This is a genomic window from Streptomyces sichuanensis, assembly GCF_020328095.1.
Taxonomy (GTDB): Bacteria; Actinomycetota; Actinomycetes; order Streptomycetales; family Streptomycetaceae; genus Streptomyces; species Streptomyces cinnamoneus.
Genome location: NZ_JAIXMK010000016.1, coordinates 55,516 through 81,925 on the forward strand (window position 1 = coordinate 55,516; position 26,410 = coordinate 81,925).

Sequence of the window (26,410 nt, forward strand, 5' to 3'; positions counted from 1 at the left end):
CCGGCTCACCCCCCGGCGCCGGACCGGAACCCACGCGGTCACCGTCCGTCCAGGACCTCTCGTACCCACGCGGCCGCTTCCTGCGGTCCCGCCGCCTCGGGCACCCCCTCCGGCACCGCCGGCCGCCGGACCACCACGACCGGGATGCCCGCCTCGCGGGCCGCGGTCAGTTTCGCGGACGTCGCCGCCGCGCCGCTGTCCTTCGTCACCAGGACGTCGATCCGGTGGCGGCGCAGCAGGTCCGCCTCGCCTTCGACCGTGAACGGGCCGCGGTCCAGCAGGACCTCCGTGTGCGGGGGCATGGGCGGCTCGGGGGCGTCCACGGAGCGGACCAGGAACCACCTATCCTCAAGGTGCGCGAAGGCCGCCAGGCCCATCCTGCCCGTGGTCAGGAAGACCCGCTCCCCCAGCGCGGGCAGCGCGTCCGCCGCCTCGGCCAGTGAGGCCACCGGGTGCCAGTCGTCGCCCGGGCCCGCCACCCAGCCGGGTCTGCGGACGGCCAGCAGGGGAACATGGACGGCGGCGGCCGCCCGTGCCGCGTTGAAACTGATCGTGCCGGCGAAAGGATGGGTGGCGTCGATGAGCGCGTCCACCTGCTGCTCGCGCAGCCAGCGGGCGAGGCCCTCGGGCCCGCCGAAGCCCCCGATCCGCACCTGCCCGGCCGGCAGCCGCGGTGCGGCGACGCGACCGGCGAGCGAGCTCGTCACCCGCAGCGCGGCGTCGGCGGCGAGGGTGTCCGCCAGGCGGCGGGCCTCGGTCGTGCCGCCGAGGATCAGGACGTGGCGCGTGGCGCTCACCAGGTGCCTCTCGTTGTACTGTGCCCGGCCCGCCGGGCCGTCGCGGCGGGAAGCCCCAGCGTACGGCCGCGCCCGGAGGTCCTCGTGACCGAGGTCGCCGCCGACGCGGCGGGAGCGGGCGCCCCGGCCGGCCAGGCCGTCGGCGGGCGCACCGCACAGCTGCAGCACACCGGGCTCCGGCACGGCTGGACGACGGGCGCCTGCGCCACCGCCGCCACCACCGCCGCGTACACCGCGCTGCTCACCGGCGAGTTCCCCGACCCCGTGACGATCACGCTGCCCAAGGGACAGACGCCCTCCTTCGCGCTCGCCGCCGAGGAGGCGGGTGACGGGCGGGCCATGGCCGCCATAGTCAAGGACGCCGGCGACGACCCCGACGTCACGCACGGGGCGCTCATCCGCGCCACCGTACGGATCCTGCCCGCCGGCTCCGGCGTCGTCTTCCGGGCCGGCCCCGGCGTCGGCACGGTCACCCGGCCGGGGCTGCCGCTGGACGTGGGCGAACCCGCCATCAACCCCGTGCCCCGGCAGATGATGCGCGACCACGTCGCCGAGGTCGCCGCCCGGCACGGCGGCACCGGCGACGTCGAGATCGAGATCGCCGTCGATCACGGCGAGGAGATCGCCCGCTCCACCTGGAACCCGCGCCTGGGCATCCTCGGCGGCATCTCCATCCTCGGCACCACCGGCATCGTCGTCCCCTACTCCTGCTCCGCCTGGATCGACAGCATCCGGCGCGGCGTCGACGTGGCCCGTGCCGCCGGCCGTACCCATGTGGCGGGCTGCACGGGCGCGACGTCCGAGAAGGTCGCGGTCGCCGTGCACGGACTCCCCGAGGACGCGCTGCTCGACATGGGCGACTTCGCCGGGGCCGTGCTCAAGTACATCCGCCGGCACCCCGTGGACCGGCTCACCATCGCCGGCGGCTTCGCCAAGCTCTCCAAGCTGGCGGCCGGCCACCTCGACCTGCACTCGGGCCGCTCACAGGTGAACAAGGCGTTCCTCGCCGGACTTGCCCGCCACGGCGGTGGCGACGACGCCCTCGCCGCCGCCGTCACCGACGCCAACACCGGGCTGGAGGCCCTGCGCCTGTGCGAGGCCGCCGGCGTCCCCCTCGGCGACCTCGTCGCCGCGACCGCCCGCGACGAGGCCCTGGCAGTGCTGCGCGGCGCGCCCGTCGCGGTCGACGTCATCTGCATCGACCGCGCGGGTCTCATCGTGGGGCGGGCGGAGCCTCGGGGGGTTTGACCTCTTCAGGCTGCGTTCAGCGGTTCAGCGGGCCGAGCGCCGCCGGCTTCCCGGGCGTCTTCGCCGTCGTGCCGCAGAACGCACCCTCGAACATGTTCTCGAAGGGCGGGGACTGCTCCAGCCAGTCGCCGTTGATGTTGAAGGTGAGCGCGTTCCTGCCGTCGCGGGTCACGGCGGCTCCGGACAGCGAGCCCCAGACCACGCCGTCGTGACCCCACACCGTGGTGCCGCAGGTGAGCTTGCGCGACATGATCCCCAGGCCGTACCGGAAGTGCTGGCCCGTCTCCACCGTCGTGAGCATCGCGTCCAGCTGCTTGCGCGGCAACAGCTTGCCCTGCAGCAGCGCGCCGTAGAAGCGGTTCAGGTCGCCGCTGGTGCTGACGACCTCGCCCGTCGCACCGGACCAGGAGGGGCGGTACTCGGTGGCGTCGTGGATCTCCGGGCCGGGGTTCTGGACGTAGAGCTTGGAGTAGCCCACCGGGTGCGGGGCCGGCAGCTTCGGGTCGGTGCCCGGGAACGTCGTCTCCTTCAGGCCCAGCGGCTTGACGATGCGGCGCTCGATCTCGCTCGCGTACGGCTTGCCGGTCACCTTCTCGATGACCATGCCGGCGAGGACGAAGCCGGTGTTGGAGTAGTTCCAGCCCTTGCCCGGCTCGAAGTCGGGCCCGTACTTCAGCCCGTACGCGATGACCTCCTGCGGGGTCTTGACGTCGTAGCGGTGCTCGAAGAAGCCGGGGCCGTTCATGTCCTTGTCCCACTCCGGGGTGTACACCATGTCGTGCACACCGCTGGTGTGGTTGAGGAGCTGACGGATCGTGATCTTGTTGGCGTCGTAGCCGTTGCCCTTCACGACGCCCGGCAGCCGGCGCTCCACCGAGTCGTCCAGGCTCAGCTTCCCCTCCGCTTCGAGCTGGAGGAGCGTGGTGGCCACGAACGTCTTGGTGATGCTGCCCGCCCGGAAGTGGTCGTCGGCGGTCCGCTTGCGCTGGGTGCCGGTGTCCGCGTAGCCGGACGAACCGAACCACTTCCCCCCGGGCGTACGGGTCTCGGCGGCGACGCCCGGCATCCCGGCCGCGACCAGGCCGTCCAGGGCCCGCTGCGTCGCGGCACGGGTGCCGGCCGGCTCCTCCGCTCCCGTCGCGGCGCCGGCCGGGCCGGCCACGGCCGTTCCGCCGGCCACGGCCACGGCCACGGCCACGGCGGTCGCGGCGAGCGCGGCCAGCCTGCCGCGGGTACGGGTTGTGCGCTTCGGCATGATTCCCCCCTTGGAATGCGCGGCCAGGTCGGCCGCCTCATGGTCATTCCAAGGTGAGCACAGGGTGGGGGGTGGGGCTATGACCGATCACACATCCGGGCTCGGCCGGATCATCCCGCTTCTGTCACCGGCTCCTGAATCTCCGTCACCCATCCCGCAGGGTCGCCCTCGCCGTACGCGAGGTACACCTCGCGCGCGTAGCCCGTCGAGCGGTAGCCGTTGGCGTCGATCCAGCGGGCCAAGGTCTGGGCGGTGGGCACGATGTCGTCCATGGAGCCGTGGTGGACGACGGTGGCCACCGTGGGCACGGCCGGCAGGTCGACGACCTCGAAGTCCTCGCCACGGTCCTCGCCACCGTCCTCGCCGTGGGCGGCCGCGCCGACCGGGAAGGCGACGTGGACGACGATCCCGCCGCCGTCCGGGGCGTCCTCGTAGTGCTGGACGCCCGGTCCCGTCGGTGTCACGCCCGCGGCCGCCAGCCGGCGGCACAACTCGTCGAACAGCGGTCCGGCGACGGGCCCGATGTCCTCCGGGCCGAAGCTCGCCACCCGTGTGCTCAGCCGGGCCACCCGGACCGCCGGCACGCTCTTGACCACCACGTCGTGGGTGCTCATCCGTCCCTCGCTCTCGATCGTGCGGAGCCTCGCCTCGACCTGCGCCAGCCGGGTCGTGGCCGCCGCGGCGGCGGCCTCCAGCTCTGCGCGGCGCAGCCGCAGCATCCCGCGCAGCTCCTCGGCGCTCACCTCCTCGTCCACGATCGCCTGGACCTGCTGGAGGGTGAATCCGAGGTCCTTGAGGGCGATGACGCGGTTGAGACGGGCGAGCTGTCCGGCCTCGTAGAAGCGGTAGCCGCTGAACGGGTCGACACGGGCCGGGCGCAGCAGTCCGATGGCGTCGTAGTGGCGCAGCATGCGGACGGACACCCGGCCGTGGCGGGCGAAGTCTCCGATGGTGAACATGGTGGGTTCAGTCCACGGCCTGACACGGTGTGAGGGTCAAGCGGTCAGCTGCTCGTCGGGTCCTGGTCCGGGACCGTGCGGCCGCAGCTGTCCCGGTCCCGTTCGGCCGAGTAGAGGAAGCTGTCGGGGAACTGCTCGGCCGCGAGGGTGCGGCCGACGACGATGACGGCGGTGCGGACGACGCCCGCCGCCCTCACCTGCTGGGCGATGTCGGCGAGCGTGCCGCGCAGGACGAGCTCGTCGGGGCGGCTGGCCATGGCGACGACGGCGGCGGGGCAGTCGGCGCCGTAGTGCGGGAGCAGTTCGGCGACGACGCGGTCGGCGTGGCGGGCGGCGAGGTGGAGGACCATCAGGGCGCCGCTGCGGCCGAGGGTGGCGAGGTCCTCGCCGGGGGGCATGGGGGTGGCCCGCTGGGCGACGCGGGTGAGGATGACGGTCTGGCCGACGGTCGGCACGGTCAGTTCGCGGCCGAGGGCCGCCGCGGCGGCGGCGAAGGCGGGGACGCCGGGGACGATCTCGTAGGGGATGCCCAGCGCGTCCAGGCGGCGCATCTGCTCGGCGACGGCGCTGAAGACGGCGGGGTCGCCGGAGTGCAGGCGCGCCACGTCGTGGCCGGCTTCGTGGGCGCGGACGAACTCTGCGGTGATGTCGTCCAGGTCGAGGCGGGCGGTGTCGACGAGGCGGGCGTCGGGCGGGCACTCGTCGAGGAGTTCCCGGGGGACGAGGCTGCCGGCGTAGAGGCAGACGGTGCAGCGGGCGAGGGTCCTGGCGCCGCGGACCGTGATGAGGTCGGCCGCGCCCGGGCCGGCGCCGATGAAGTACACGGTCATGGTCGGGCTCCTGGGGTGCGTGGGTGCGTGCGTTCTGTGCGTCGGGGGGCGGGACCGGGGGCGGGGTGGGCGGGCCCTTCTGGGGCTGGATTATGTACGGCCCCCGTCAGCCGTCGAGCGTGCCCCGACAGCCGCCGCACATAACCCTTACGCCCCCTGCCAGGGCCCACCCCGCCCCCGGCCCCTCCGGTCAGCCCGGCGGCTGCGGGCCGGACTTGACCACCGACCACTGCGTCACCGGCATCGCCTGGCGCCAGCCCGTGAAGCCGCCCACGGGCACGGCGTGCGCGATCGCGAGGCGCGTCAGCTCTCCGCCGTGGCGGCGGTACCAGTCCGTCAGGAGCGCCTCGGATTCCAGGGTGACCGTGTTGGCCACCAACCTCGCTCCCGGTGGCAGGGCGTCCCAGCAGGCTTGCAGCAGGCCCGGTGCCGTCAGGCCGCCACCGATGAAGATCGCGTCGGGGGCGGGCAGATCTGCGAGGGCCGCCGGGGCCGCGCCCGTCACGACCTGGAGGGCCGGGACGCCCAGGGCGTTCGCGTTGCGGGCGATGCGCTCGGCCCGGAGCGGGCTCCGTTCGACCGTGACGGCGCGGCAGGCGGAATGCGCCCGCATCCATTCGATGCCGATCGAGCCCGAGCCGCCGCCGACGTCCCACAGCAGTTCGCCGGGCGCCGGAGCGAGCGCGGCGAGCGTCGCCGCCCGTACGTGGCGCTTCGTCAGCTGGCCGTCGTGTTCGAACGCCTCGTCCGGGAGGCCGGGGGTCAGGGGGAGGCGGAGGGCTTCCGGGGCGCGGTGGCACTCGACCGCTATGACGTTCAGCCTGGCGGCCGGGGGGTGGGGCCATGCGTGTGCGGTGCCATCGAGACGGTTTTCGTCGTTGCCGCCCAATTGTTCCAGTACCGTCATCCGGCTCGGGCCGTAGCCTCGGTCGCGGAGCACGGCGGCCACCTCGGCCGGTGTGTCCGCGCCCGCGCTGAGCAGGAGGAGACGGCGGCCCTCGTACAGGGCCGCGGAGAGCGCCTCCAACGGGCGGCCCACGAGGCTCAGCACCTCGATGTCCTGGAGCGGCCAGCCCAGTCGCGCGCAGGCGTACGACGCCGACGACGGGTGCGGCAGCACGTGGAGCCGGTCGGCGCCGGCCACTTCGGCCAGTGTGCCGCCGATGCCGTAGAACATGGGGTCCCCGCTGGCCAGTACGCACACGCGCCGGTCGGCGTGCGCGGCCAGCAGGCCCGGTACGGCCGGGCGCAGCGGCGAGGGCCAGGCGATGCGTTCGCCCGGGCACTCGGGCGGCAACAGGTCCAGCTGGCGGGGGCCGCCGATGATCACTTCGGCCGTGCGCAGCGCCTCCCGGGAGGTGGGGGCCAGGCCGGGCCAGCCGTCGGCACCGATTCCTACGACCGTCACGGGGGCGGGGCTCACGGGCGTACCTCAGTGTTCGCGGCGTACGGGGGGCACCGGAACTCTACTGACCTGCGGCTACGGCACGACGGGCGGATCCTTGTTGCGTAGTATTTGCAACTACTGATTCATGGCAGGAGGCGCGTTCGTGAGGCGTTCAGCGGTGGTGCTGGGTATCGAGTCGTCCTGCGACGAGACCGGCGCCGGTCTCGTCCGGGACGGGAAGCTGCTGGGTCACGCGGTGGCATCCAGCATGGACGAGCACGCCCGGTACGGGGGCGTCGTCCCGGAGATCGCGGCGCGGGCGCACGTCCACTCGGCCGCTCCCGTGGTGCGGGCGGCGTTGGACGACGCCGGGTTGTCCATGGCCGACATCGGGGCCGTCGCCGTGACCACCGGGCCCGGGCTGTCCGGTGCCCTGCAGGTCGGCGTCGCCGCGGCGAAGGGGCTGGCCTACTCCTTGGGTGTTCCTCTGTACGGTGTGCATCATCTCGCCGGGCACGTGGCCGCCGACACGCTGGAGCACGGGCCGCTGCCGGACCCCTGCGTGGTGCTGATCGTCTCCGGCGGGCACACCTCGCTGCTGCTCGTCCGGGACCTGGCGCGGGATCCGATCGTCCACCTCGGGGACACCCTCGACGACGCTGCCGGTGAGTGCTTCGACAAGGTGGCCCGCGTCTTCGGGCTGCCCTATCCCGGTGGTCCGGCGGTCGACCGGGCGGCCCGTGAGGGGGATCCGCGTGCGGTGGCCTTGCCGCGGCCGCTGACCGGGCCGCGGGACGATCCGTACGCCTTCTCCTTCTCGGGGCTGAAGACGGCCGCCGCCCGGTGGGCCGAGCAGCACCGGGCGGCCGGGCGGCCCCTGCCCGTCGCGGACGGGGCCGCCTCGCTGCAGGAGGCCGTGGCCGATGTGCTCACCCGCAAGGCCGTCGGCGCGTGCCGGGAGCACGGCGTGGGCACCCTGGTGGTCGTCGGCGGCGTGGCCGCGAACACGCGGGTGCGGGCGCTGGCCCAGGAGCGCTGCGATGCTGCGGGCATCGAGCTGCGCGTGCCGCCGCTGCGGCTGTGCACCGACAACGGCGCGATGATCGCCGCCGTCGGTGACCTGCTGGTGCGGGCGGGAGCCGAACCCGCGCCGCTCGACGTGTCCATCGACCCGTCCGCGCCCCTGGAGTACGCGGCGCTCCACCCCGTGACCCGCATCGTCCGCGCCGCCTGATCGGAGTCCCCTGTGCGAACCGCCGACATCCGCAGCCGCTTCCTCGACTTCTTCGCCACGCGCGGCCACACCGTGGTGCCCAGCGCGCCCCTGCCGACCCCCGACCCCACGCTGCTGTTCGTCAACGCCGGCATGGTGCCGTTCAAGCCGTACCTGACCGGCGAGGCGTCGCCGCCGTGGCCGCGCGCGACCAGCGTGCAGAAGTGCGTGCGGACGCTGGACATCGAAGAGGTCGGCAAGACCACGCGGCACGGCTCGTTCTTCCAGATGAACGGGAACTTCTCGTTCGGGGACTACTTCAAGGAGGAGGCCATCGCCTTCGCCTGGGAGTTGTCCGTCTCCGCCGTCGAGGACGGTGGCTACGGGCTCGATCCGGAGCGGATCTGGGCCACCGTCCATCACTCCGACGACGAGGCCGCCGAACTGTGGCGGCGCGTCGCGGGGCTGCCCGAGGAGCGGATCGTGCGCCGGGGCGACGAGGACAACTTCTGGTCCATGGGCGTGCCGGGGCCGTGCGGTCCCTGCTCCGAGCTCTACTACGACCGGGGGCCGGCCCTCGGCCGCGCGGGCGGGCCGGCCGTGGACGAGGACCGGTACATGGAGTTCTGGAACCTGGTCTTCATGCAGTACGAGCGGGGTGAGGGCGCCGGCAAGAGCGGCTATCCGCTCCTGGGCGAGCTGCCGCGCCGCAACATCGACACGGGCATGGGCCTGGAGCGCATGGCCACGCTTCTGCAGGGTGTCGACAACCTGTACGAGATCGACGAGACGCGGCCCGTCCTGGACCGGGCCGCGGAACTGACCGGTGTGCGGTACGGCGCCGACCACGAGGCGGACGTGCGGCTGCGGGTCGTGGCCGACCACGTGCGGACGGCGCTGATGCTGCTGGCCGACGGCACGGCGCCCGGCAACGAGGGGCGCGGGTACGTGCTCCGGCGCATCCTGCGCCGGGCCGTGCGCTCCGTGCGGCTGCTGGGGTACCAGGACCCCGCGCTGCCCGAGCTGCTGCCGGCCGCGCGGGACTGCATGAAGCACAGCTACCCGGAAGTGGCCGAGGAGTTCGGCCGCATCTCCCAGCAGGCGTACGCCGAGGAAGACGCCTTCCGGTCGACGCTGCGGCAGGGCACGACCGTGCTGGACACGGCGGTCGCGGACGTCAAGGCGCGCGGCGGCCACCTGCTGCCGGGCAAGCAGGCGTTCCTGCTGCACGACACCTACGGCTTCCCCATCGACCTGACCCTGGAGATGGCCGAGGAACAGGGCGTCGAGGTCGACCGCGAGGGCTTCACCGCCCTCATGGCCGAGCAGCGGGAACGCGCCCGCGCCGACGCCCGGGCCCGCAAGTCGGGCGGCGCGCTCGACACCTCGGCGCTGCGGGCGGTGCTGGGCGCCCACGGGCCGACCGACTGGCAGGCGTACGACACGCTGGAGACGGAGTCGCGGGTGCTGGCCCTGCTGGGCCCGGCCGGCCCGGTGACGTCCGTGCGTACCGGCGGGATCGCCACCGCCGTCCTGGACCGGACGCCCTTCTACGCCGAGTCCGGCGGCCAGGACAGCGACGCCGGTGCCCTCACCGGGGCCTCGGTGGAGGCCGAGGTGCTCGACGTGCAGCGGCCACTGCCGGGGCTGGTCGTCCATCAGGTCCGGGTGACGGCCGGCGAGCTGGCCGTGGGCGACGCGGTACGGGCCGCCGTCGACCCGGAGTGGCGGCTGGGCGCCCGGCAGGCGCACTCCGGTACGCACGTGCTGCACGCGGCACTGCGGCAGGTGCTCGGCCCGACGGCCCTGCAGGCCGGTTCGTACAACCGGCCCGGCTACCTGCGGCTGGACTTCCCCTGGCGCGGCGCGCTGGGGCCGGCCGCGCGCAGCGAGGTCGAGGAGGCCGCGAACCGGGCGCTGCGCCGGGACCTGCCCGTCGACGTGCGCTGGATGACGCTGCCGGAGGCCAAGGAGATCGGCGCGCTGGCACTGTTCGGCGAGACCTACGGCGAGCGGGTGCGGGTCGTCGAGATCGGCGGGGCGTGGTCGCGCGAGCTGTGCGGCGGCACGCACGTGGAACGCGCCGCGCAGGTGGGCGTGGTGGCGTTGACGGCCGAGTCGTCGGTGGGGGCCGGCATGCGGCGGCTGGAGGCCGCCGTCGGCTTCGAGGGCTTCGGCTACCTGGCGCGCGAGCGCGACCTGGTGTCCCGGCTGGCCGAGCAGTTGCAGGCGCCGCGGGCGCAGTTGCCCGAGCGGGTGGCCGGCCTCCTCGACCGGCTCAAGGCCGCCGACCAGCAGGCGGAGGAGCTGCGCCGCCGAGCGGCACTGGCCCGGGCGGCGGAACTGGCCGCGGCGGCGGAGGACCTGGGCGGCACGCTCGTGGTCACGTCGACGGCCGACGCGGACGCCCGCGCCCTTGCCCTGGCCGTCCGCGACCGCCTGCCGGACGCCCGGCCGGGCGTGGTGGCGATCGGCGCGGAGACCGACGACGGCAAGGCGGTCCTGACGGTCGCCCTCAACGCGGCGGCCCGGGCCGCGGGGCTGTCGGCCGCGACGCTGGTGAAGTCCGCCCTCGCCGGCCGCGGCGGCGGCAACCAGGACATCGCCCAGGGCGGCGGCATCCCGGCAACCGCCCTGCCGGACGCACTCACGACGATCCGCACCCAGGCCGCCGACCTCCACTGACCCCTGCCGGGGCCGCTCGCTACGCGCCGCGGCGACGGAAGAGGCCCCGGTCCGGCAGCCGCACCACGGCCGCCCGCACGCAGACAGCCAACGGCCCCGAACAGGACCCAGGACACCGCCGCAACGACCATCGCCCGTCACCCACCCGACCGACGCCCAGCCCGGGACCACGCCACCCGCCGCAGCGACGCGATAGGCCCCGGTCCCGGCAACCGCCCAGCCGACCGCACGCAGACAGCCAACGGCCCCCAACGGGGCCCAGCGCACCGCCGCAACGACCATCGCCCGTCACCCACCCGACCGACGCCCAGCCCGGGACCACGCCACCCGCCGCAGCGACGCGATAGGCCCCGGTCCCGGCAACCGCCCAGCCGACCGCACGCAGACAGCCAACGGCCCCCAACGGGGCCCAGCGCACCGCCGCAACGACCATCGCCCGTCACCCACCCGACCGACGCCCGGCCCCGGACCGCGCCACGCTCGTCGCCCGCCGCGGCGACGGGACAGAGGCCCCGGTCCCGGCCAGTGCCCCGGCCCGGGAAGCCCCCTCCGCCGCCACCGCTACCAGGTACCGTCCACCTGACCGGCGGTGCCCAACCCGCCCCGGGCGGCCGGGCAGGCACCGTCGAAGCGCACCCGCCCCGTTACGGGAGGACCAGTTCCGGTTGTGCCCCGGGGCGGGTCACCGCCGCTGCGCCGACGCGTACCGCGAAGCGGGCCGCTTCCGCGAGCGGTTCCCCCGCCGCCAGCCGTACGCACAGCGCGGCGGTGAACGCGTCGCCCGCTCCCGTCGTGTCGACCGCCTCCACCGCGATGCCCGGCACCCGCACCGTGCCCCCGGCGTCGAGGACCAGCGCGCCCTCGCCGCCCAGCGTGACGACCACCGACCGGGCGCCCCGCTCGCGCAGCGCGCGGGCCCACGTCGGGGGATCGCCGTCGGGGACGCCCGACAGCCGGCGGGCCTCGTGCTCGTTGACGACCAGTGGGTCCGCCGCCGCCAGCAGCGGGGCGTCGAGCGCGTCCGGTACGGGCGAGGGGTTGAGCACGACCCGGGCGCCGGTCTCCGCGGCCGCCCCGGCCGCGGCGCGGACCGTCTCCGGCGGTACTTCGAGCTGCAGGGAGACCACCGCCGAGGCGGCGATCACCTCGCGGGCCGCCGTCACATCGGCGGGGGTGAGACGGGCGTTGGCGCCGGGTGAGACGACGATCGTGTTGTCCCCGTCCGGGCCGACGACGATCATCGCGGTGCCCGTCCGGGCGCCCCGCTCCACCAGGACGTGCCGCACGTCCGTACCCGCGGCGCGCTGCGCGTCCAGCAGCAGCTCCGCGTACGCGTCGTCACCGACCCGCGCCAGCAGGGCCGTGCGGGCGCCGAGGCGGGCCGCCGCCGCGGCCTGGTTGGCGCCCTTGCCGCCGGGCGACTCGGTCAGGTCCGTGCCGTGGACGGTCTCGCCCGGGCCCGGGCGCCGGGCGACCCGGACCGTCAGGTCCGCGTTGGCGGAACCGATCACCAGTACGTCGTACATGCTCGTGTCACCCATCGAACTCCGCCGCGTTCTCCCCGGTCACCAGGACCACCGGTACCTTCACCCGCTCCGGCAGCTTCTCACCCCGGGACGCCTTCACCGCCCACTCCACGGCCTGCCGGCCCAGCAGCCGGGGCTGCTGGGCGACCGTCGCGGTCAGGGTGCCGCGGCGCACGGCCGCGATGCCGTCGGGCGTGCCGTCGAACGCCACCACCCGCACGTCCTTCCCCGACCGGGCGCCGAGCGCCTTCGACGCGCCCAGCGCCATCTCGTCGTTCGCCGCGAAGACGCCGCCGACGTCGCCGTGGGCCTGGAGCACGTTGGCCATGACGTCCATGCCCTTGGTGCGGTCGAAGTCCGCGGGCTGGCGGGCGACGACCTCGATGCCCGGGTAGGCCCTGATGCCCTCCTCGAAGCCCTTGCCGCGCTCGCGCGCGGCCGACGTGCCGGGCCGGCCCTCCAGGAAGGCCACCTTGCCCCGGCCGCCGAGCGACTCCGCGAGCGTCCGGGCCGCCAGCCGGCCGCCCTCGACGTTGTCGGAGGCGATGGTCGAGCCGACCGTGCCGCCGTTGACCCCGCGGTCGATGGAGATCACCGGTACGCCGGCCCGGTTGGCCACCCCCACCGCGGGGACGGCGGCGTCGGAGTCGACGGGGTTGATGACGGCCGCCTTGACGTTCTGGCCGGTGAACGTCTCCATCTGGTTCAGCTGCTGGATGGGGTCGTTCTGCGCGTCCGTGATGTTGATCTTCAGTCCGCGGGCCTTCGCCTCCGCCTGGGCGCCCTGCTTGATGCCCACGAAGAAGGGGTTGTTCATGGTGGACAGCGCCAGGCCCAGGTCCGTGTGCCCTCCGCGGTCGCAGCCGCCGAGGGCGAGCGGCGCGATCAGTGCCGCTGCGGCCAGGACGCCCCCGCGCGCCCTCATCGCGTGCTCCGGCGACGCAGCGTGTCCAGCAGCACGGCCACCGCGATGACCAGGCCCGTGGCGACCTGCTGCCAGAACGCCGAGACGCTCAGCAGGTTGAGCCCGTTGCGCAGCACGGCGAGGATCAGTGCGCCGATGAGGGTGCCGGACGCCTTTCCGGAACCGCCCGACAGGCTGGCGCCGCCGATCACCACGGCGGCGATGGCGTCCAGTTCGTAGCCGGCCGCGGCCTGCGGCTGGGCCGAGGTCAGCCGGGCGGCCAGGACGATGCCGGCGACGGCCGCGAAGAGCCCCGACAGCGCGTAGACGACGAGCTTGCGGCGCCTGACGTCGATGCCGGAGAGCCGGGCCGCCTCCTCGTTGCCGCCGATCGCGAACATCGCCCGGCCCGTGTACGTGCGGGCCAGGACCAGCGCCGCCAGCAGGCCCATGGCGGCCATCACCAGGACGGGCACCGGCAGCCATCCTCCGAGCGTGTCGCCCAGCCCGCCCAGCGACGCGGGGAAGGCGATCGGCGAGCCGCCCGAGACGACCAGGGCCAGGCCCCGGGCCACCGAGAGCATCGCGAGCGTGGCGATGAAGGCGGGCAGTCTGCCGTAGGCGACGAGGGCGCCCGACAGCAGGCCCGCCGCGGCGCCGACGGCGAGGCCGAGGAGCAGGGCGAGCCACACCGGCAGGCCCTCGCGCGTCGCCGCCCAGGCCGCGACCGTCGCCGAGAGGGCGGCCACCGAGCCGACGGACAGGTCGATGCCGGCCGACACGATGACGAACGTCACGCCGAAGGCGAGGATCGCGGTCACCGACGCCTGGACGCCGACGTTGAGCAGGTTCCGCCCGTTCAGGAAGTCGCGGGACAGGGCGGCCATCACCACGACCAGGGCGACGAGGCCGCCCAGCGGGCCGTTGCGCAGCACCGCTGCCCTGAACCACTGCCCGGAGGTGGTCCCGGGCGCCCGAAGCACCTCAGCCGACATCGGAGCCCTCCATCGCGCTCTGGTCGTTCGTGTTCCCGTGGGCCGGCCGGACGGCCAGCTCCATCACCGCGTCCTGGGTCGCCGCCCCGCCCGCCAGCTCCCCGACGAGCCGGCCCTGTGCCATCACCAGCACCCGGTCGCTCATGCCGAGCACCTCCGGGAGGTCGCTGGAGATCATCAGCACCGCGCAGCCGGCCGCCGTCAGCTCGTTGACGAGGCGGTAGATCTCGACCTTGGCGCCGACGTCGATGCCGCGCGTGGGTTCGTCGAGGATGAGCAGGCGGACGCCGGCCAGCAGCCACTTGCCGATGACGATCTTCTGCTGGTTGCCGCCGGACAGGGTGCGGGCGCTCTGGTCCAGCCCGGTGGTGCGGACCTTCAGCCGCGCGGCGACCTCGGCGGCCTCGCGCCGCTGCGCCCGCCGGTCGACGAGCCCGGCGCGGGTGTCGCGGTGCAGCCGGGCCAGGGTGAGGTTGTCCTGCAACGAGGCGTCGAGCACCAGCCCCTGGTTCTTGCGGTCCTCCGGTACGAGCCCGAGGCCGGCCCGCATCGCGGCCCGTACGTCGCCCCGGGCCAGGGGTCTGCCGTCGACCTCGACCGTCCCCGCGTCGTACCGGTCGGCGCCGAAGACCGCGCGTGCCACCTCCGTGCGCCCCGCCCCGACCAGCCCGGCGAGTGCCACGACCTCGCCGGCCCGGACGTCGAAGGCGACGTCCTGGAAGACGGGGCCCCTGGCGCCGCCGGCCCGGGTCAGGCCGCGGACGCGCAGCAGGGGCGCGCCGGGGGCGTGGGGGCGGTCCCGGGGGTACTGCTCGGCGATGTCGCGGCCCACCATGAGGCGGATCAGCTCGTCCTCGCCGGCCGAAGCGGGCACCTCGGCCACCGAGCGGCCGTCGCGCAGGACGGTGACCCGGTCGCCGAGGGCGGCGATCTCGGGCAGGTGGTGGGTGATGAAGAGGACGCCGACGCCGCTCGCGCGCAGGCCGCGCACGATGCCGAAGAGCGTCTCCACTTCGCCGGAGGTGAGGACGGCGGTCGGCTCGTCCATGATCAGGACGCGGGCGTCCAGGCTCAGCGCCTTGGCTATCTCCACCATCTGCAGCTGGGCGATGCCCAGTTCGCGGACCGGTGTGGCGGGGGACGCGTCCAGGCGGACGCGGCGCAGCAGCGCGGTGGCGCGCGCGTGCAGGGTGCGCTTGTCGATCAGGCCGAGGCGGGTGCGCGGCTGGCGGCCCAGGAAGAGGTTCTCGGCGACGGTGAGGCCGGGGACGAGGTTGAACTCCTGGTGGATGGTGGCGATGCCCAGCCTTTCGGCGTCCTGCGCGGAGCGGATGGTCACCTCCCGTCCGTCCCTCAGGATGCGGCCCTCGTCGGGGCGGTGGACGCCGGAGAGCATCTTGATGAGCGTGCTCTTGCCCGCGCCGTTCTCCCCGAGCAGGACGTGCACCTCGCCCGCGCGCAGGCTCAGGTCCACGCCGTCCAGCGCCCGTACGCCGGGGAAGGACTTGGCGGCTCCTTCGATGCGCAGCAGCTCGTTGCGCACCGGTGCACGGCCGCGGACGTCGTCGCCGGCGTCGGCGTCGGTGTCGGTCATGCGCTGCCCCTCTCGTCGGTCAGCGGGTGGACGGTTCGCCGCAGGAGCGGCGGCGGACGAGCCGGGCGGGCAGCAGCACGGAGTCGGCTGGGCGTCCTTCGATCCGCTCCAGCAGGGCGTGCACGGCCGCCCGGCCCAGCTCGCGCGTGGGCTGGGCGATGGCGGTGAGCGGCGGGTCGAGGTGGGCGAACCAGGCGACGTCGTCGAAGGCCACGAGGGCCAGGTCGGCGGGGACGCGCAGGCCGCGCTCGCGGATCTCGTCCATGGCGCCCAGGGCCATCAGGTTGTCCGTGGCGAGGACGGCGTCGGGGGCTTCGGACAGGTCGAGCAGGGTGCGCATCATGCGCCGGCCGCCGGCGGGGCTCGGGTCCGGTGACTCCGCGATGCGCTCGGGGGGCAGCTCGATGCCGTGTCCGGCCAGGGCCGTCCGGAAGAGGTCCAGGCGCTCGTCGCCGGTCGGGGTGCCGGCGGGTGCCACGATCACGGCCGGCCGGCGCCGGCCCGACGCGGCGAGGTGGGCGGCCAGTTCGGTCAGTGCGGTGCGGCCCTCCGCCCGGACGCAGGGGGCGGCGACGCCGGGGACGGCACGGTCGAGGAGGACCAGGGGCGTGTCGGAGGCGACGACTTCGCCGAGCATGGCGGAGCCGGTGCCGGCGGAGCTGACCATCAGTCCGTCGATGCGCCGGTCGAGCAGGGTGCGGATGTAGTCGTCCTGCTGCTCCGGGCTCTCGCCGGCGTTGCCGATGATCAGGCTGTAGCCGAGCCGCCGGGCCTCCTGCTCGACGGCGTCGGCGAGCTCGGTGAAGAACGGGTTGCGCAGGTCGCTGATGACGAGGCCGAGGGTGCGGGTGCGGGCGGTGCGCAGGGCGCGGGCGACGACGTTGGGGCGGTAGCCGAGCTCTGCGACGGCGGCGAGGACCCGCTCGCGGGTCTCGGCCACGGGAGAGCGGCCGTTGAGCACGCGGGAGACGGTGGCGACGGACACGCCGGCACGCTCGGCCACGTCCTTGATGTTCGTCACGGCGATCTCCGGGCCGCTCGGGGACAGACGGATGTAATCGATTTCTCAGTGATCAGGTAATCGATTACACGGAATGGGGGTCAAGGCGCCGATCAGGTGACGTCCGTCACAGGGCGGCGGGACGGCACCGGCCGTCTCGCTCTGTGTGAGCACTCACACGCTCCGAGTCGCGGGAAGCGGGGTGCCGGGTCATGCTGGGACGACCGTGGCCGGCTCCGCGCCGGCGCGGCCCCGAGGCACCGGCCCGCCCGTACGCGGGGCCCGGGCGGACGCACCGCGGCACGGTGCTCCGGAAAGTGCTCCGGCCGGCAGGCATCCGGCACTCCTTGGCGTCCTTGACGCACGAACGAGGGGACAGCTGCGACCATGGCTGAGACAACGCCTTGCCCCCGCGGGCGCGACTGCGACTCGCCCGACACCCTGCACCTCTTCCTGCGCCTGACCGCACTCCCCCACGGCCCGGAACGCGACCGGCTGCGGCAGGAGATCATCGGCGCCTGGCTGCCCATGGCCGAGCGCGTCAGCGTGCGGTTCCGCAAGTGCGGCGAGAGCCCCGCCGACCTGCGGCAGGTGGCCGCCCTGGCCCTCGTGCACGCCGTCGACCGCTTCGATCCCCGGCTCGGGTGCGCGTTCGAGTCCTTCGCCATCCCCACCATCACCGGGGAGCTCAAGCGCCATGTGCGCGATCACGTGTGGTCGCTGCACATACCGCGCAGGGACCAGGAGTTGCGGGCCGCCGTCCGCGCCGCCCGCACCCGGCTGGAGCAGCGCGACGCCGGCACGCACGTCACCGCGGCCGAGCTCGCCGCCGAGGCCGGGCTCTCCGAGGAGGAAGTGCGGCGCGGCCTGCACGCCGACGGCGTGCACCACACCCTCTCCCTCGACCATCCGATCGCCGGCGCCGACGACCTCCCGCTCGCCGAGACGCTCGGGCTCCCCGACCGCGCACTGGAGCTGGTGATCGACCGGCAGTCCCTCAAACCGCTGCTGGACGCGCTGACCGAACGCGAGCGGTACGTCCTGTACTGGCGTTTCTTCGGCAATCTCACCCAGCAGCAGATCGGCGCGCGCCTGGGGGTCTCCCAGATGCAGATCTCCCGCATCCTCAGCCGCACCTGCGCCCATCTGCGCCGGCAGCTGCTGGCGGCGGCGTGACCCCTGCCCTCGGGCAGAGGAACCGGCCGTCACCGTTCGATCCTCGTTCCGTCCCCGCGATGGAGGGCAGGCGCATCACCATGACCGCACACCACACGCATCTGACCCCTGACCTGCCGCCCATCGTCGAGGTGCCCGACCTCCCCGGGGCCCCGCACGGCCGGCCGGCGGGCGGTTCCGAGACCGAGGGCCGGGGGGCGGCGTCCGGGAACGGCAGTGGCGCCCATCAGGAGGTCGATGGGCGCCACGAGCGCGCGGGGGAGGGTTCCGGCGGCTGACTGTGACCCTCCGCCCCGCGCAGTACGCGCGCATCCGGCTGTTGACGCGCGCGCTCTGGGGGTGTGACTCAGTCGTTGATGCAGGTGTTGCCGAAGGTCGGGTTCAGCAGAGCGATGATGTCGATCGAGTTGCCGCAGAGGTTGATCGGCACGTGGATCGGCACCTGAATGACGTTGCCGGAGATGACACCGGGGGAGCCGACGGCCGCACCCTGGGCGCCGGAGTCCGCGGTGGCGATGCCGGCTCCGGCGACGACGGTGCCGACGGCGGCGGTCAGGACGGCTGCCTTGGCGATACGCGACATGGCTAAACCTTTCTAAGGGGTGTTGAGAGGCAATTGTGACCGGCGTTTCAGGAGGAGTTTGGCCAATATGGTGCAAGAAAGCGGGAATTAACCCGGAAAGGCCAATAAGTCGTATGTGATGCCCGGGGTTTGGGACGGCCGGCCCCCACCGTTCCCCGCATCGCCCGGACGACGGGACGGGCCGGAACGGATGTCCCCGCCGCCGCAGGGGGTACCGCCGGCGGCCGCCCGGCGCACGGCCCGGCCCGGCGCCCCGAAAAAACGGGTTTGGCGCTGCCGCACCCCTCTACGTACAGTTTCCTGGAACCCTTATCGAACAAACGGACTGGAAACAGCAGCGGCCATGACCGTCACTGAACACAACCTCGACGGTGCAGGCCACCTGTCGGACGCCCCCGGCACCGCCCCGGACGGGCCGGGCATCGACCCCGAGCGCATGGCCGTCTGCCTGAGCGTCCTCGAAGAGCTCGACCGGCTGCCGGTCGACCACCCCGACGCGATCACGGTCCGCCGTGCCACCGCCGGGATCTACCGGACGGTGAAGCAGCGCCGCCGCCAGGACCGCCGGGCCGCCAAGACCGCTCACGACCGGGCCGTCACCGAGGCCACCGCCACGGGCGCCGCCGACCGCATCGACGACGAGACCGCGGGCATACCCCTGGCCGCCACGGCCTCCACCCAGATCGTCGGCATCCTGGAGCGCCCCCGCTCCTGCTACATCTGCAAGAGCCGCTACACCGAGGTCGACTCCTTCTACCACCAGCTGTGCCAGCCCTGCGCGGCCGAGAGCCGGGGCCGCCGGGACGCGCGCACGGACCTCACCGGGCGGCGCGCGCTGCTCACCGGTGGCCGCGCGAAGATCGGCATGTACATCGCGCTGCGGCTGCTGCGCGACGGCGCGCACACCACGATCACCACGCGCTTCCCCAACGACGCCATCCGCCGCTTCAAGGCGATGGAGGACAGCGCGGACTGGCTGCACCGGCTCAAGGTCGTCGGCATCGACCTGCGCGACCCGGCCCAGGTCGTCGCCCTGGCCGACTCGGTCAGCGCCGAGGGCCCGCTCGACATCATCATCAACAACGCGGCCCAGACCGTCCGCCGCAGCAACGCCGCCTACCGCGAGCTCGTGGCCGCCGAGGCCGCGCCGCTGCCCGCCGGCGAGCTCCCGGCCTCCGAGGTCTTCGGCGCCTTCGGCAGCGGCGCCCAGGCCGCACTGCCCGCCCCCTCGTCCGGCGCGCACGACGCCCTCACCCCGCAGGCCCTCACCGAGCTCGCCCTCACCAGCGGCTCCGCCTCCCTCGCGCGCGTCGAGGCCGGCACGGCCATCGACGCCGGCGGGCTCGTCCCGGACCTGGACGCCACCAACAGCTGGATCCAGACCGTCAGCGAGGTCGACCCCGTCGAGCTGCTCGAAGTGCAGCTGTGCAATGTGACGGCACCGTTCGTGCTGGTCAGCCGGCTGCGCCCGGCGATGGCGGCCTCCCCGGCCCGCCGCAAGTACGTCGTCAACGTCTCCGCCATGGAGGGCGTCTTCAGCCGCGGCTACAAGGGCGCCGGCCACCCGCACACCAACATGGCCAAGGCCGCGCTGAACATGCTCACCCGCACCAGCGCCCAGGAGATGTTCGAGTCCGACGGCATCCTCATGACCAGCGTCGACACCGGCTGGATCACGGACGAGCGGCCGCACCCGGACAAGGTCCGGCTCGCCGCCGCGGGCTTCCACGCCCCCCTCGACCTCGTCGACGGCGCGGCCCGCGTCTACGACCCGATCGTCCGGGGCGAGCAGGGCGAGGACCTGTACGGCTGCTTCCTGAAGGACTACCGCAGGTCCGACTGGTAGGAGCGGCTCAGCGCCCGGCCTGCCGGGGGACCAGGTCGAGCGCGTCCCCCCGGCCCGCCGCCGTCTCCGTCAGCAGGGCCCTCTCCACCGCCACCTGGGCCTCCCCCCGGACCGAGCCGGTCCGGCGGAAGGCCCGGTGGGCGACGGCGAGGTGGCGCTCGGCGCGCAGGCTGCGGCGGAGCATCCGGCAGAAGCCCCCGAGCACCAGGTTCACCTCGGCGATCAGCACCGGGTCGCCGGTGCCGTCGGCGACGCGCAGCGCTTCGAGCAGGGTGGCCTCCCCCTCGTCGAAGAGGCCCGCCGCCACCTGGGCCTCGCCGATGCCCAGCAAAGCCTCGTACGCGGCCAGCCGCCGCTCCTCCAGACGGGCGGCGCGCTCCTCCGTCACCCGGCCGCCCACCCCTTCCAGGGCGGGTCCGCGCCACAGGTCCAGGGCCCGGACGTAGCGGGCGCCGGCCTCGTCCTGCTCGCCCTCGGCGGCGGCCTCGTCGGCGGCGGTGACCAGGGTGTCGAAGGTCCGCACGTCGACGTCGGTGCACTCGGTGCGCAGCCGGTAGCCCCGGGGTGCGGTGAGGATGACGGGGCCCGGGTGCCCGGCGGTGCGGAACGCCTTGCGCAGGGCTCTGACGCACAGGGCGAGCTGGGTGCGGGCGGAGAGCGGGGGCCGGTCTCCCCAGACGGCCTCGACGAGGTCGTCGAGGGGGACGGTGCGGCCGTGGGCCAGTACGAGCAGGGAGAGGACGACGCGCTGGCGGCGGCCGTCGAGGGGGACGGGCCGGCCGTGGACCGTCGCCGTCACCGGGCCCAGCAGTGTGAAGGCGAGCGCCGCCGGGGTGGGGCGGGCCGTGGTCGCGGCCGTCGTCGTGCGCATTGCCTGCTGCCCCCGTATCCGCGGCGGACGCCGCGCACCGTCGATGTCCCGCGCGGCCGTGCGCCCGCGGACTGTCCGTAAGAGCCGACGGGGCGTCATACGGCCCGTCGTTCCAGCTCGCTCGCGAAGCGCAGCCACGATTCGCCGCAGTGCCGGGCGGCCTGCGCCACCGCCGTGCGGCGGTGGGCGGGCACGGCGTCGAGCAGCCGGTGCCACGTCTCGCTGCCCACGGCGTGGGCGCTCAGCAGGTGCAGCAGGAACCGGCCGTCCTCGGAGAAGCGGAGGGAGGGGTCCTTGCGGAGCCTGAGCAGGGCCGGTTCCTCGCCCGCCGCGCCGGTCACCGGGGCGGGAGGAGCCGTGGGGACGGCCGGCTGCGGCGCGGCGCCGGGCCGGGCGCACGTCCCGGCGTCGTCGCGCAGGCGGCTCTCGGCGTCGCGGAGCTTCTTCGGCACCGGGTCGCGTCCCTGCAGCAGGCGCAGGCGCACGTCGCGTGCGGTGCCGATGGCGATGCCGGCGCCGTCGGCGATCTCCCGCAGGCTGGCCTCGGGTTTGGCGGCGATGAGTTCGCCCGCCCGGCGGCGGCCCTCCGCCGCGTTGAGCGGGCGGACCCGGCCGTCGCGGCCGGTGCGGGCGGTGATCTGCGGGGCGGTGCCGGTGGAGCGCCTGCGCAGGGCGGCGACCGTGCTGGCGGCCAGGCCCGCGGCGGAGGCGATGAGCCGGTCCGACCAGTGCGGGTGGCTGCGGATGATGCGCTCCGCGGCGGCGGTGCGGTCGGCCTGGGTGAGTGGCAGGCCGTCACGGGTGTTGCTGGTGACCGCGAGGACGAAGGCGTCCTCCGGGCTGCCGTCGAAGAACCGGACTGCGATCCGCTCATCCCCCCGTAGACGAGCGGCTCGCAGCCGGTGCATGCCATCGACGACCCGCAGCGTGGTGCGGTGCACGACGATGGGCGGCAGTGGTGCCTCCAGCCGCGCGAGCGCCTGGATGTGCAACGGGTCCTCGCCCGCCACCCTCGGGGAGTCCGAGGGCGAGAGCACGTGGAGAGGGAGCACAACGGTCCGTTGCTGTTCCGGCTCCGGAACCGTCACGACACCCCCTCCGAAAAGAACCCCCGTGCGACGGCGGACTCGTGCACGATGTCCGTGCACGGTGGACGACGGGATCCTGCGACCCCACTTCCATCAACTGGTGATTGACCGCCGCGATGAGCGATCCAACACCAGTCGATCCGCCGACACCCAGGACGCTAGGCAGCGAGCCCACCCCCTGTCAACCACATTCGATGCACCGGGACATGGACTCCCGTATTCACCCGTAAGCTAGATTGACCGCCGGGAGGGAGGTGCGATCATGGACGAATCCGACGCCAGAAACGCGAGCACGGACGCGAAGACGCTGGCAGACAAGCTCAATCACCTGTTCAGGACGGTGGTGCCGGCAGGCCGGGAGCCGTACACCACGGAAGAGGTGGCCCGGGCCATCACGGCCACGGGCGTGTCCATTTCCGGTAGTTACATCTGGCTCCTGCGCAAGGGACAGCGCGACAATCCGACGCTCCGGCATCTGGAGGCGCTCGCGAAGTTCTTCGGCGTACCTCCGGCGTACTTCTTCGACGAGCAGGCGACCGCGGAGGTCAACGCCGACCTCGGGCTGCTGGTGGCGCTGCGCGACACCCAGGTGCAACGGGTGGCGCTGCGCGCGGCCGGGCTGTCCGCCGCGAGCCTGCACTCGATCAACGAAGTCATCGAGCGCGTACGCGAGTTGGAGGGCCTTCCCGACAACCGGACCCAGCCCCCCGGAAGACAGTCCCCGCCGTGACGTACGCAACGGTCACCGCGCCGAACGGCAAGCTCGTCGACGTCCACCGGCCCGCCCCGGCTCCCGCCCGGGGCCCGGTGCCGACGGTCCTCCTCTGGCACGGCACGGGCCCGGACGAGCGGGACGTCCTGCGGCCGCTCGCCGCGGCCGTCGCCGCCCTCGGCGCGCTCGTCCTCGTGCCCGACTGGCGCTCCGACGAGCCGGACCGCGGGCGGGCCCACTTGCTGGCGTCGCTGGAGTTCGCCCGCGCCCGCGCGGCCTCGTTCGGGGGCTACGCGGGGCGGATGGTGCTGGCCGGCTGGTCGGCGGGCGCCCCCGCCGCGCTGGGCGTCGCCCTGCACCCGGAAGTGGCGGGCGGGTGGCGGCCGTCGGCGGTGGTGGGCATCGCCTCGCGCTACGACGTCCCGGCCCGCACGACGGGCACTCCCCCGCTGACCGATCTGGCCGCCGGGACGCCGGGCGTCCCCGTGCCGGTCCCGGTCGCGCTGGTGCACGGCACGGAGGACGCGTACATGGACCCGGCGTACTCGCGGGCGGCGCGGGACGCCCTCATGGCGCACCGCTGGCCGGTCCTGGCCGAGGAGATACCGGGGGCCGACCACGCGGGCGCCATCATGACGGAGTACGACCCCGAGCTGGGGCGCTGCCGGCCCAGCGAGGACGAACGGGTGTGCGCGGCCGGTGAACTGACGGCCCTTACGATCGCCCGGGCCGCGGGGCTGCCCGGGGCCTAGGGCGTGTCCGCAACGTAGCGCCGTACGCCCGAAGGGCGTGGCCCGCGGCGTCTGGTGCTGGGGGCACCTCCCAGCGGTAGCTGGGGGAGATCGCAAGGCGGAGGGTCGTCCTCGTACCGGGCGTACTTGGGCGATCCCGACAACGCGGCGAGCGTGCGTGCCTGGGGGCACCTCCCAGCGGTAGCTGGGGGAGCGTCGCGGGCCAGGCGGGACTTTGCGGACACGGCCTAGGCCGCCCGGCGCGCGGTCGCACGCCGGGATGGCCCAGGGGTTGTCAGCCGGCGACGAGGTCGCCGCGCGAGAGGCCGGACCCCTCGGGGACGGCGGCGGGGTCGCTGCCGAGGTCGGCCACGGCGTTCCGCTCGTCGACGAAGACGACGCGGGGCTCGAAGGTGCGCGCCTCGGCGTCGTCCATGGAGCCGTAGGCGATGATGATGACCAGGTCACCGGGGCTGATCAGCCGGGCGGCGGCGCCGTTGATGCCGAGCACGCCACTGCCGCGGGGGCCCTCGATGACGTAGGTCGACAGGCGGGCGCCGTTGTTGATGTCGACGATGTCGACCTTCTCGCCGGGCAGCAGGTCGGCCGCTTCCATCAGGTCGGCGTCGACGGTCACGGATCCCACGTAGTGCAGGTCCGCCTGGGTGACGGTGGCGCGATGGATCTTGGACTTCATCATCGTACGCAGCATGGAGACACTCCCGGAGACTCAGCTCCCTGCCTGCGCTTGTGCAGGTCAAGGGCGATCTCCTCACTCTACCGTCCGCGCGTGCGGCCGTACCCGGGCGATCAGGAGGGCGACGTCGTCCTGGTCGTTGTCCTCGCGCAGCTCCCGCAGCAGCAGGTCGCAGGTGGACTCCAGGTCCAGCGGCGGCCCGTCGAGCAGCCCCACCAGCACGTCCAGCCGGGCGTCGATGGCCTCGTCGCGGGTCTCCACGAGGCCGTCGGTGTAGAGCACCAGCTGGTCGCCGGGTGCCAGCGGGGCCCCGACGCTCTCGAAGGGGACGCCGCCGACCCCCAGGGGCGCGCCCGTGGGCAGGTCGAGCAGGGCGGGCCGGCGGCCGGGGCGGACGAGGACGGGCGGCAGGTGCCCGGCGTTGGCGACCCGGCATTCGTCGCGCTGCGGGTCGTAGACGGCGTAGACGCAGGTGGCGATCGTCTGGTCCAGACCACTGGCGGTGCGGTCGAGGTGGCGCAGCACCTGGGCGGGGTCGAGGCCGAGGCCCGAGAGGGTGCGGGCGGCGGTGCGCAGCTGGCCCATCGCGGCCGCGGCGTTGATCCCGCTGCCCATGACGTCGCCGACGACCAGGGCGCTCTGGGCGCCGTCCTGCGGGATGACGTCGAACCAGTCGCCGCCGACCTGTCCCGCGGCGCCGGCGGGCTGGTAGCGGTAGGCGACCTCCAGGCCCGGCGGGCTCTGGGGTTCCTGGGGCAGCAGGTCGCGCTGGAGGGTGAGGGCGGTGGCGCGCTCGCGCTGGTACCAGCGGGCGTTGTCGATGCAGACCGCCGCGCGGGCGGCGAGCTCCCCGGCCAGGACGACGTCGTCCTCCCCGAAGGGCTCGGGGTTGCGGGTGCGCTTGAGGTCCAGGGCGCCGAGCACCTCGCCGCGGGCGATCAGCGGCACCGCCATGTACGAGTGCAGCCCGGCCCGGCCCAGGAGTCCGGCGGCCTCCTCGTCGCGGGCGATGCGGGGAAGGTCCCGGGGGGTGACGCGGGGCAGGTGGACGGGGCGGCCGGTGCTCACGCAGCGGGCGACGAGCCGGTCGGCGTCGTAGCGGGCGATCTCGCCGGGCGGATCGGCGGCCCGGACCGCCTCGGTGGCCTCCGACGAGGCGACGGCCAGCGCCCGGAACACCGCGGCCTGCTTGCTCCCCGGGGCGGCGGCGCCGCTGAGGACGGTGTCGAGGACGTCCACGGCGGCCACGTCGGCCAGGCCGGGGACGACCACCCCGGCGAGCTCGCGCGCGGTCTGGTCGAGGTCCAGGGTGGTGCCGATGAGGACGGACGCATCGGCGATCAGGGCCAGCCGGCGGCGGGCCTCGGTGGCCGTCCGGTGCCGCTCGGTGACGTCGACCACCGAGGTGGCCAGGCCCATCTCGCGGCCGGCCGGGTCCTCCAGCCGGTAGTACGAGACCAGGCGGGCGCGCTCGCCGACGGCGGGATCGGCCATGCGGCCCACGACGAACTGGTCCAGCAGCGGGGTCCCCGTCGCCAGCACCTTGCGCATGGCGGCCTCGATCCCCTCGGCGTCCTTGACGGGCAGCACGTCGTGGACGCGCTTGCCGAGGTGCTCCTCGGCGGAGAGCCGGTGCATGCGCTCCAGGGCGGGGTTGACCATGACGTAGCGCAGGTCGGTGTCCAGGACGGCCAGCCCGATCGGGGACTGGGCCACCAGCCGCAGGGACAGGGCCAGGTCGCGCTCGACGTCGCGCAGGAGGTCCTGGTCGGTGGCCATGCCGAGGGCGTAGACGCCGCCGCCCTCGTCCTCCAGCCGCATGTTGCGGAACTCCAGCATCCGGGTGGTGCCGTCCTTGCGCACGGCGGGGAAGGATCCCGCCCAGGCGCCGCCGCTCATCACCTTGGCGAAGAGCCCGAGGACCTCGGCGCGGTGCTCGTCGTCGACGAGCAGCCGGGCGGCGTGGCGGCCCAGGGCCTCGGAAGGGGTCCAGCCGAAGAGCTCCTCGGCCTGCGGGCTCCACAGGACGATCCGGCCCTCCTGGTCCAGCACCGCCGCGGCCACGCTGAGCAGGTCGAGCAGGCTGCCGGGCTCGTAGGGGGCGGGCCCGGACCGCGCCGGGTCCGGCCGGAATGCGTCGGTGGCGCCCATCCGAGGTCCTCCTTCCGCCCGCTCGGGGGTGGTGCGGCGGCCTCGCGCCCGTAGGTGCCCGGTCCCTCGGTCCTTTCCTCGCCCGTCACGCCGCAACGTCTTCCATGTTCTCTCCGAACCCGCCCCCTGCGCAGCCCGCGGCGGCGTCCGGATCGCCGTGCT

General features: G+C 74.3%; 21 protein-coding genes and 1 pseudogene. 8 read left to right on the forward strand and 14 right to left on the reverse strand.

Annotated features, from left to right (window positions below):
• Nucleotides 1-38 precede the first annotated feature (38 nt).
• Nucleotides 39-797, reverse strand: a complete 759-nt coding sequence (locus LE181_RS08195; protein WP_225660527.1) for a cobalt-precorrin-6A reductase — start codon at nt 795-797, stop codon at nt 39-41.
• A gap of 84 nt (nt 798-881) precedes the next feature.
• Between LE181_RS08195 and LE181_RS08200 the strand changes: the two genes are divergently transcribed.
• Complete coding sequence (locus LE181_RS08200; RefSeq protein WP_225660528.1) at nt 882-2,045, forward strand: cobalt-precorrin-5B (C(1))-methyltransferase; 1,164 nt, start codon at nt 882-884, stop codon at nt 2,043-2,045.
• A gap of 16 nt (nt 2,046-2,061) precedes the next feature.
• On the opposite strand, the gene LE181_RS08205 is transcribed toward LE181_RS08200, so the two are convergent.
• From LE181_RS08205 to cbiE, 4 genes are all read right to left on the reverse strand, one after another.
• Complete coding sequence (locus LE181_RS08205) at nt 2,062-3,300, reverse strand: serine hydrolase domain-containing protein (protein ID WP_225660529.1); 1,239 nt, start codon at nt 3,298-3,300, stop codon at nt 2,062-2,064.
• A 110-nt stretch (nt 3,301-3,410) separates the two neighbouring features.
• Entirely contained in the window at nt 3,411-4,259 is an 849-nt protein-coding gene (locus LE181_RS08210; RefSeq protein WP_225660530.1) for a MerR family transcriptional regulator, read from the reverse strand.
• 44 nt (nt 4,260-4,303) lie between these two features.
• Entirely contained in the window at nt 4,304-5,089 is a 786-nt protein-coding gene (gene cobM / locus LE181_RS08215; RefSeq protein ID WP_225660531.1) for a precorrin-4 C(11)-methyltransferase, read from the reverse strand.
• A gap of 190 nt (nt 5,090-5,279) precedes the next feature.
• Entirely contained in the window at nt 5,280-6,512 is a 1,233-nt protein-coding gene (gene cbiE / locus LE181_RS08220) for a precorrin-6y C5,15-methyltransferase (decarboxylating) subunit CbiE (protein WP_225660532.1), read from the reverse strand.
• Nucleotides 6,513-6,654: 142 nt separating this feature from the next.
• Between cbiE and tsaD the strand changes: the two genes are divergently transcribed.
• Together tsaD and alaS are read left to right on the forward strand one after the other, a co-directional pair.
• Complete coding sequence (tsaD, locus tag LE181_RS08225) at nt 6,655-7,710, forward strand: tRNA (adenosine(37)-N6)-threonylcarbamoyltransferase complex transferase subunit TsaD (protein ID WP_225660604.1); 1,056 nt, start codon at nt 6,655-6,657, stop codon at nt 7,708-7,710.
• A 12-nt stretch (nt 7,711-7,722) separates the two neighbouring features.
• Entirely contained in the window at nt 7,723-10,374 is a 2,652-nt protein-coding gene (alaS, locus tag LE181_RS08230) for an alanine--tRNA ligase (RefSeq protein WP_225660533.1), read from the forward strand.
• Between the two features lie 644 nt (nt 10,375-11,018).
• Here alaS and LE181_RS08235 read toward each other — a convergent pair.
• From LE181_RS08235 to LE181_RS08250, 4 genes and pseudogenes are all read right to left on the reverse strand, one after another.
• Nucleotides 11,019-11,900 (reverse strand): ribokinase, encoded by an 882-nt coding sequence (locus LE181_RS08235; RefSeq protein ID WP_372458287.1) that lies wholly within the window; start codon nt 11,898-11,900, stop codon nt 11,019-11,021.
• 7 nt (nt 11,901-11,907) lie between these two features.
• Nucleotides 11,908-13,799 (reverse strand): annotated as a pseudogene (locus tag LE181_RS08240) (ABC transporter permease/substrate-binding protein).
• Nucleotides 13,789-15,393: a sugar ABC transporter ATP-binding protein gene (locus tag LE181_RS08245; RefSeq protein WP_225660535.1), complete on the reverse strand. Its 1,605-nt coding sequence runs from the start codon at nt 15,391-15,393 to the stop codon at nt 13,789-13,791. The pseudogene LE181_RS08240 and the gene LE181_RS08245 overlap by 11 nt, the downstream one beginning before the upstream one ends.
• A gap of 19 nt (nt 15,394-15,412) precedes the next feature.
• On the reverse strand, nt 15,413-16,414 hold the full coding sequence (locus LE181_RS08250; RefSeq protein WP_225660536.1) for a LacI family DNA-binding transcriptional regulator: 1,002 nt from the start codon (nt 16,412-16,414) through the stop codon (nt 15,413-15,415).
• Nucleotides 16,415-16,780: 366 nt separating this feature from the next.
• On the opposite strand from LE181_RS08250, the gene LE181_RS08255 reads away from it, so the two are divergent.
• Nucleotides 16,781-17,569: a sigma-70 family RNA polymerase sigma factor gene (locus tag LE181_RS08255; RefSeq protein WP_225660537.1), complete on the forward strand. Its 789-nt coding sequence runs from the start codon at nt 16,781-16,783 to the stop codon at nt 17,567-17,569.
• Between the two features lie 80 nt (nt 17,570-17,649).
• Nucleotides 17,650-17,847 carry a hypothetical protein gene (locus LE181_RS08260; protein WP_225660538.1) on the forward strand — a complete coding sequence of 66 codons (198 nt, stop codon included), beginning with the start codon at nt 17,650-17,652 and terminating at the stop codon, nt 17,845-17,847.
• A gap of 68 nt (nt 17,848-17,915) precedes the next feature.
• On the opposite strand, the gene LE181_RS08265 is transcribed toward LE181_RS08260, so the two are convergent.
• The gene (locus LE181_RS08265) at nt 17,916-18,152 is read right to left on the reverse strand and encodes a chaplin (RefSeq protein WP_225660539.1); all 237 of its coding nucleotides are present in this window, start codon (nt 18,150-18,152) and stop codon (nt 17,916-17,918) included.
• Nucleotides 18,153-18,495: 343 nt separating this feature from the next.
• Between LE181_RS08265 and LE181_RS08270 the strand changes: the two genes are divergently transcribed.
• Nucleotides 18,496-19,998 (forward strand): SDR family NAD(P)-dependent oxidoreductase, encoded by a 1,503-nt coding sequence (locus LE181_RS08270; protein ID WP_225660540.1) that lies wholly within the window; start codon nt 18,496-18,498, stop codon nt 19,996-19,998.
• 7 nt (nt 19,999-20,005) lie between these two features.
• Here LE181_RS08270 and LE181_RS32185 read toward each other — a convergent pair whose 3' ends face one another.
• Both LE181_RS32185 and LE181_RS08280 read right to left on the reverse strand, forming a co-directional pair.
• Entirely contained in the window at nt 20,006-20,869 is an 864-nt protein-coding gene (locus LE181_RS32185) for an AfsR/SARP family transcriptional regulator (RefSeq protein WP_263868607.1), read from the reverse strand.
• Between the two features lie 95 nt (nt 20,870-20,964).
• On the reverse strand, nt 20,965-21,906 hold the full coding sequence (locus LE181_RS08280) for a ParB/RepB/Spo0J family partition protein (RefSeq protein ID WP_225660541.1): 942 nt from the start codon (nt 21,904-21,906) through the stop codon (nt 20,965-20,967).
• Nucleotides 21,907-22,219: 313 nt separating this feature from the next.
• On the opposite strand from LE181_RS08280, the gene LE181_RS08285 reads away from it, so the two are divergent.
• Both LE181_RS08285 and LE181_RS08290 read left to right on the forward strand, forming a co-directional pair.
• Nucleotides 22,220-22,687 (forward strand): helix-turn-helix domain-containing protein, encoded by a 468-nt coding sequence (locus tag LE181_RS08285; protein ID WP_225660542.1) that lies wholly within the window; start codon nt 22,220-22,222, stop codon nt 22,685-22,687.
• Complete coding sequence (locus LE181_RS08290; RefSeq protein WP_225660543.1) at nt 22,684-23,421, forward strand: alpha/beta hydrolase; 738 nt, start codon at nt 22,684-22,686, stop codon at nt 23,419-23,421. Before LE181_RS08285 ends, LE181_RS08290 begins: the two co-directional genes overlap by 4 nt.
• A 274-nt stretch (nt 23,422-23,695) precedes the next feature.
• Here the strand turns inward: LE181_RS08290 and panD are convergent, their stop codons facing one another.
• Complete coding sequence (panD, locus tag LE181_RS08295) at nt 23,696-24,112, reverse strand: aspartate 1-decarboxylase (RefSeq protein WP_225660544.1); 417 nt, start codon at nt 24,110-24,112, stop codon at nt 23,696-23,698.
• Between the two features lie 60 nt (nt 24,113-24,172).
• A complete protein-coding gene (locus LE181_RS08300) occupies nt 24,173-26,248 on the reverse strand; it encodes a SpoIIE family protein phosphatase (protein WP_225660545.1) in 2,076 nt (691 codons plus the stop codon).
• Nucleotides 26,249-26,410: the final 162 nt, after the last annotated feature.

What these genes read in the sequence shown, in the direction of transcription:
- LE181_RS08270 (WP_225660540.1), top strand. Translation starts at nt 18,496, where the DNA reads ATGACCGTCACTGAACACAACCTCGACGGTGCAGGCCACCTGTCGGAC.
- LE181_RS08245 (WP_225660535.1), bottom strand. Translation starts at nt 15,393, where the DNA reads ATGACCGACACCGACGCCGACGCCGGCGACGACGTCCGCGGCCGTGCA.
- LE181_RS08235 (WP_372458287.1), bottom strand. Translation starts at nt 11,900, where the DNA reads ATGTACGACGTACTGGTGATCGGTTCCGCCAACGCGGACCTGACGGTC.
- LE181_RS08210 (WP_225660530.1), bottom strand. Translation starts at nt 4,259, where the DNA reads ATGTTCACCATCGGAGACTTCGCCCGCCACGGCCGGGTGTCCGTCCGC.
- LE181_RS08260 (WP_225660538.1), top strand. Translation starts at nt 17,650, where the DNA reads ATGACCGCACACCACACGCATCTGACCCCTGACCTGCCGCCCATCGTC.
- LE181_RS08285 (WP_225660542.1), top strand. Translation starts at nt 22,220, where the DNA reads ATGGACGAATCCGACGCCAGAAACGCGAGCACGGACGCGAAGACGCTG.
- LE181_RS08300 (WP_225660545.1), bottom strand. Translation starts at nt 26,248, where the DNA reads ATGGGCGCCACCGACGCATTCCGGCCGGACCCGGCGCGGTCCGGGCCC.
- panD (WP_225660544.1), bottom strand. Translation starts at nt 24,112, where the DNA reads ATGCTGCGTACGATGATGAAGTCCAAGATCCATCGCGCCACCGTCACC.
- LE181_RS08255 (WP_225660537.1), top strand. Translation starts at nt 16,781, where the DNA reads ATGGCTGAGACAACGCCTTGCCCCCGCGGGCGCGACTGCGACTCGCCC.
- LE181_RS08265 (WP_225660539.1), bottom strand. Translation starts at nt 18,152, where the DNA reads ATGTCGCGTATCGCCAAGGCAGCCGTCCTGACCGCCGCCGTCGGCACC.
- cobM (WP_225660531.1), bottom strand. Translation starts at nt 5,089, where the DNA reads ATGACCGTGTACTTCATCGGCGCCGGCCCGGGCGCGGCCGACCTCATC.
- LE181_RS08205 (WP_225660529.1), bottom strand. Translation starts at nt 3,300, where the DNA reads ATGCCGAAGCGCACAACCCGTACCCGCGGCAGGCTGGCCGCGCTCGCC.
- LE181_RS32185 (WP_263868607.1), bottom strand. Translation starts at nt 20,869, where the DNA reads ATGCGCACGACGACGGCCGCGACCACGGCCCGCCCCACCCCGGCGGCG.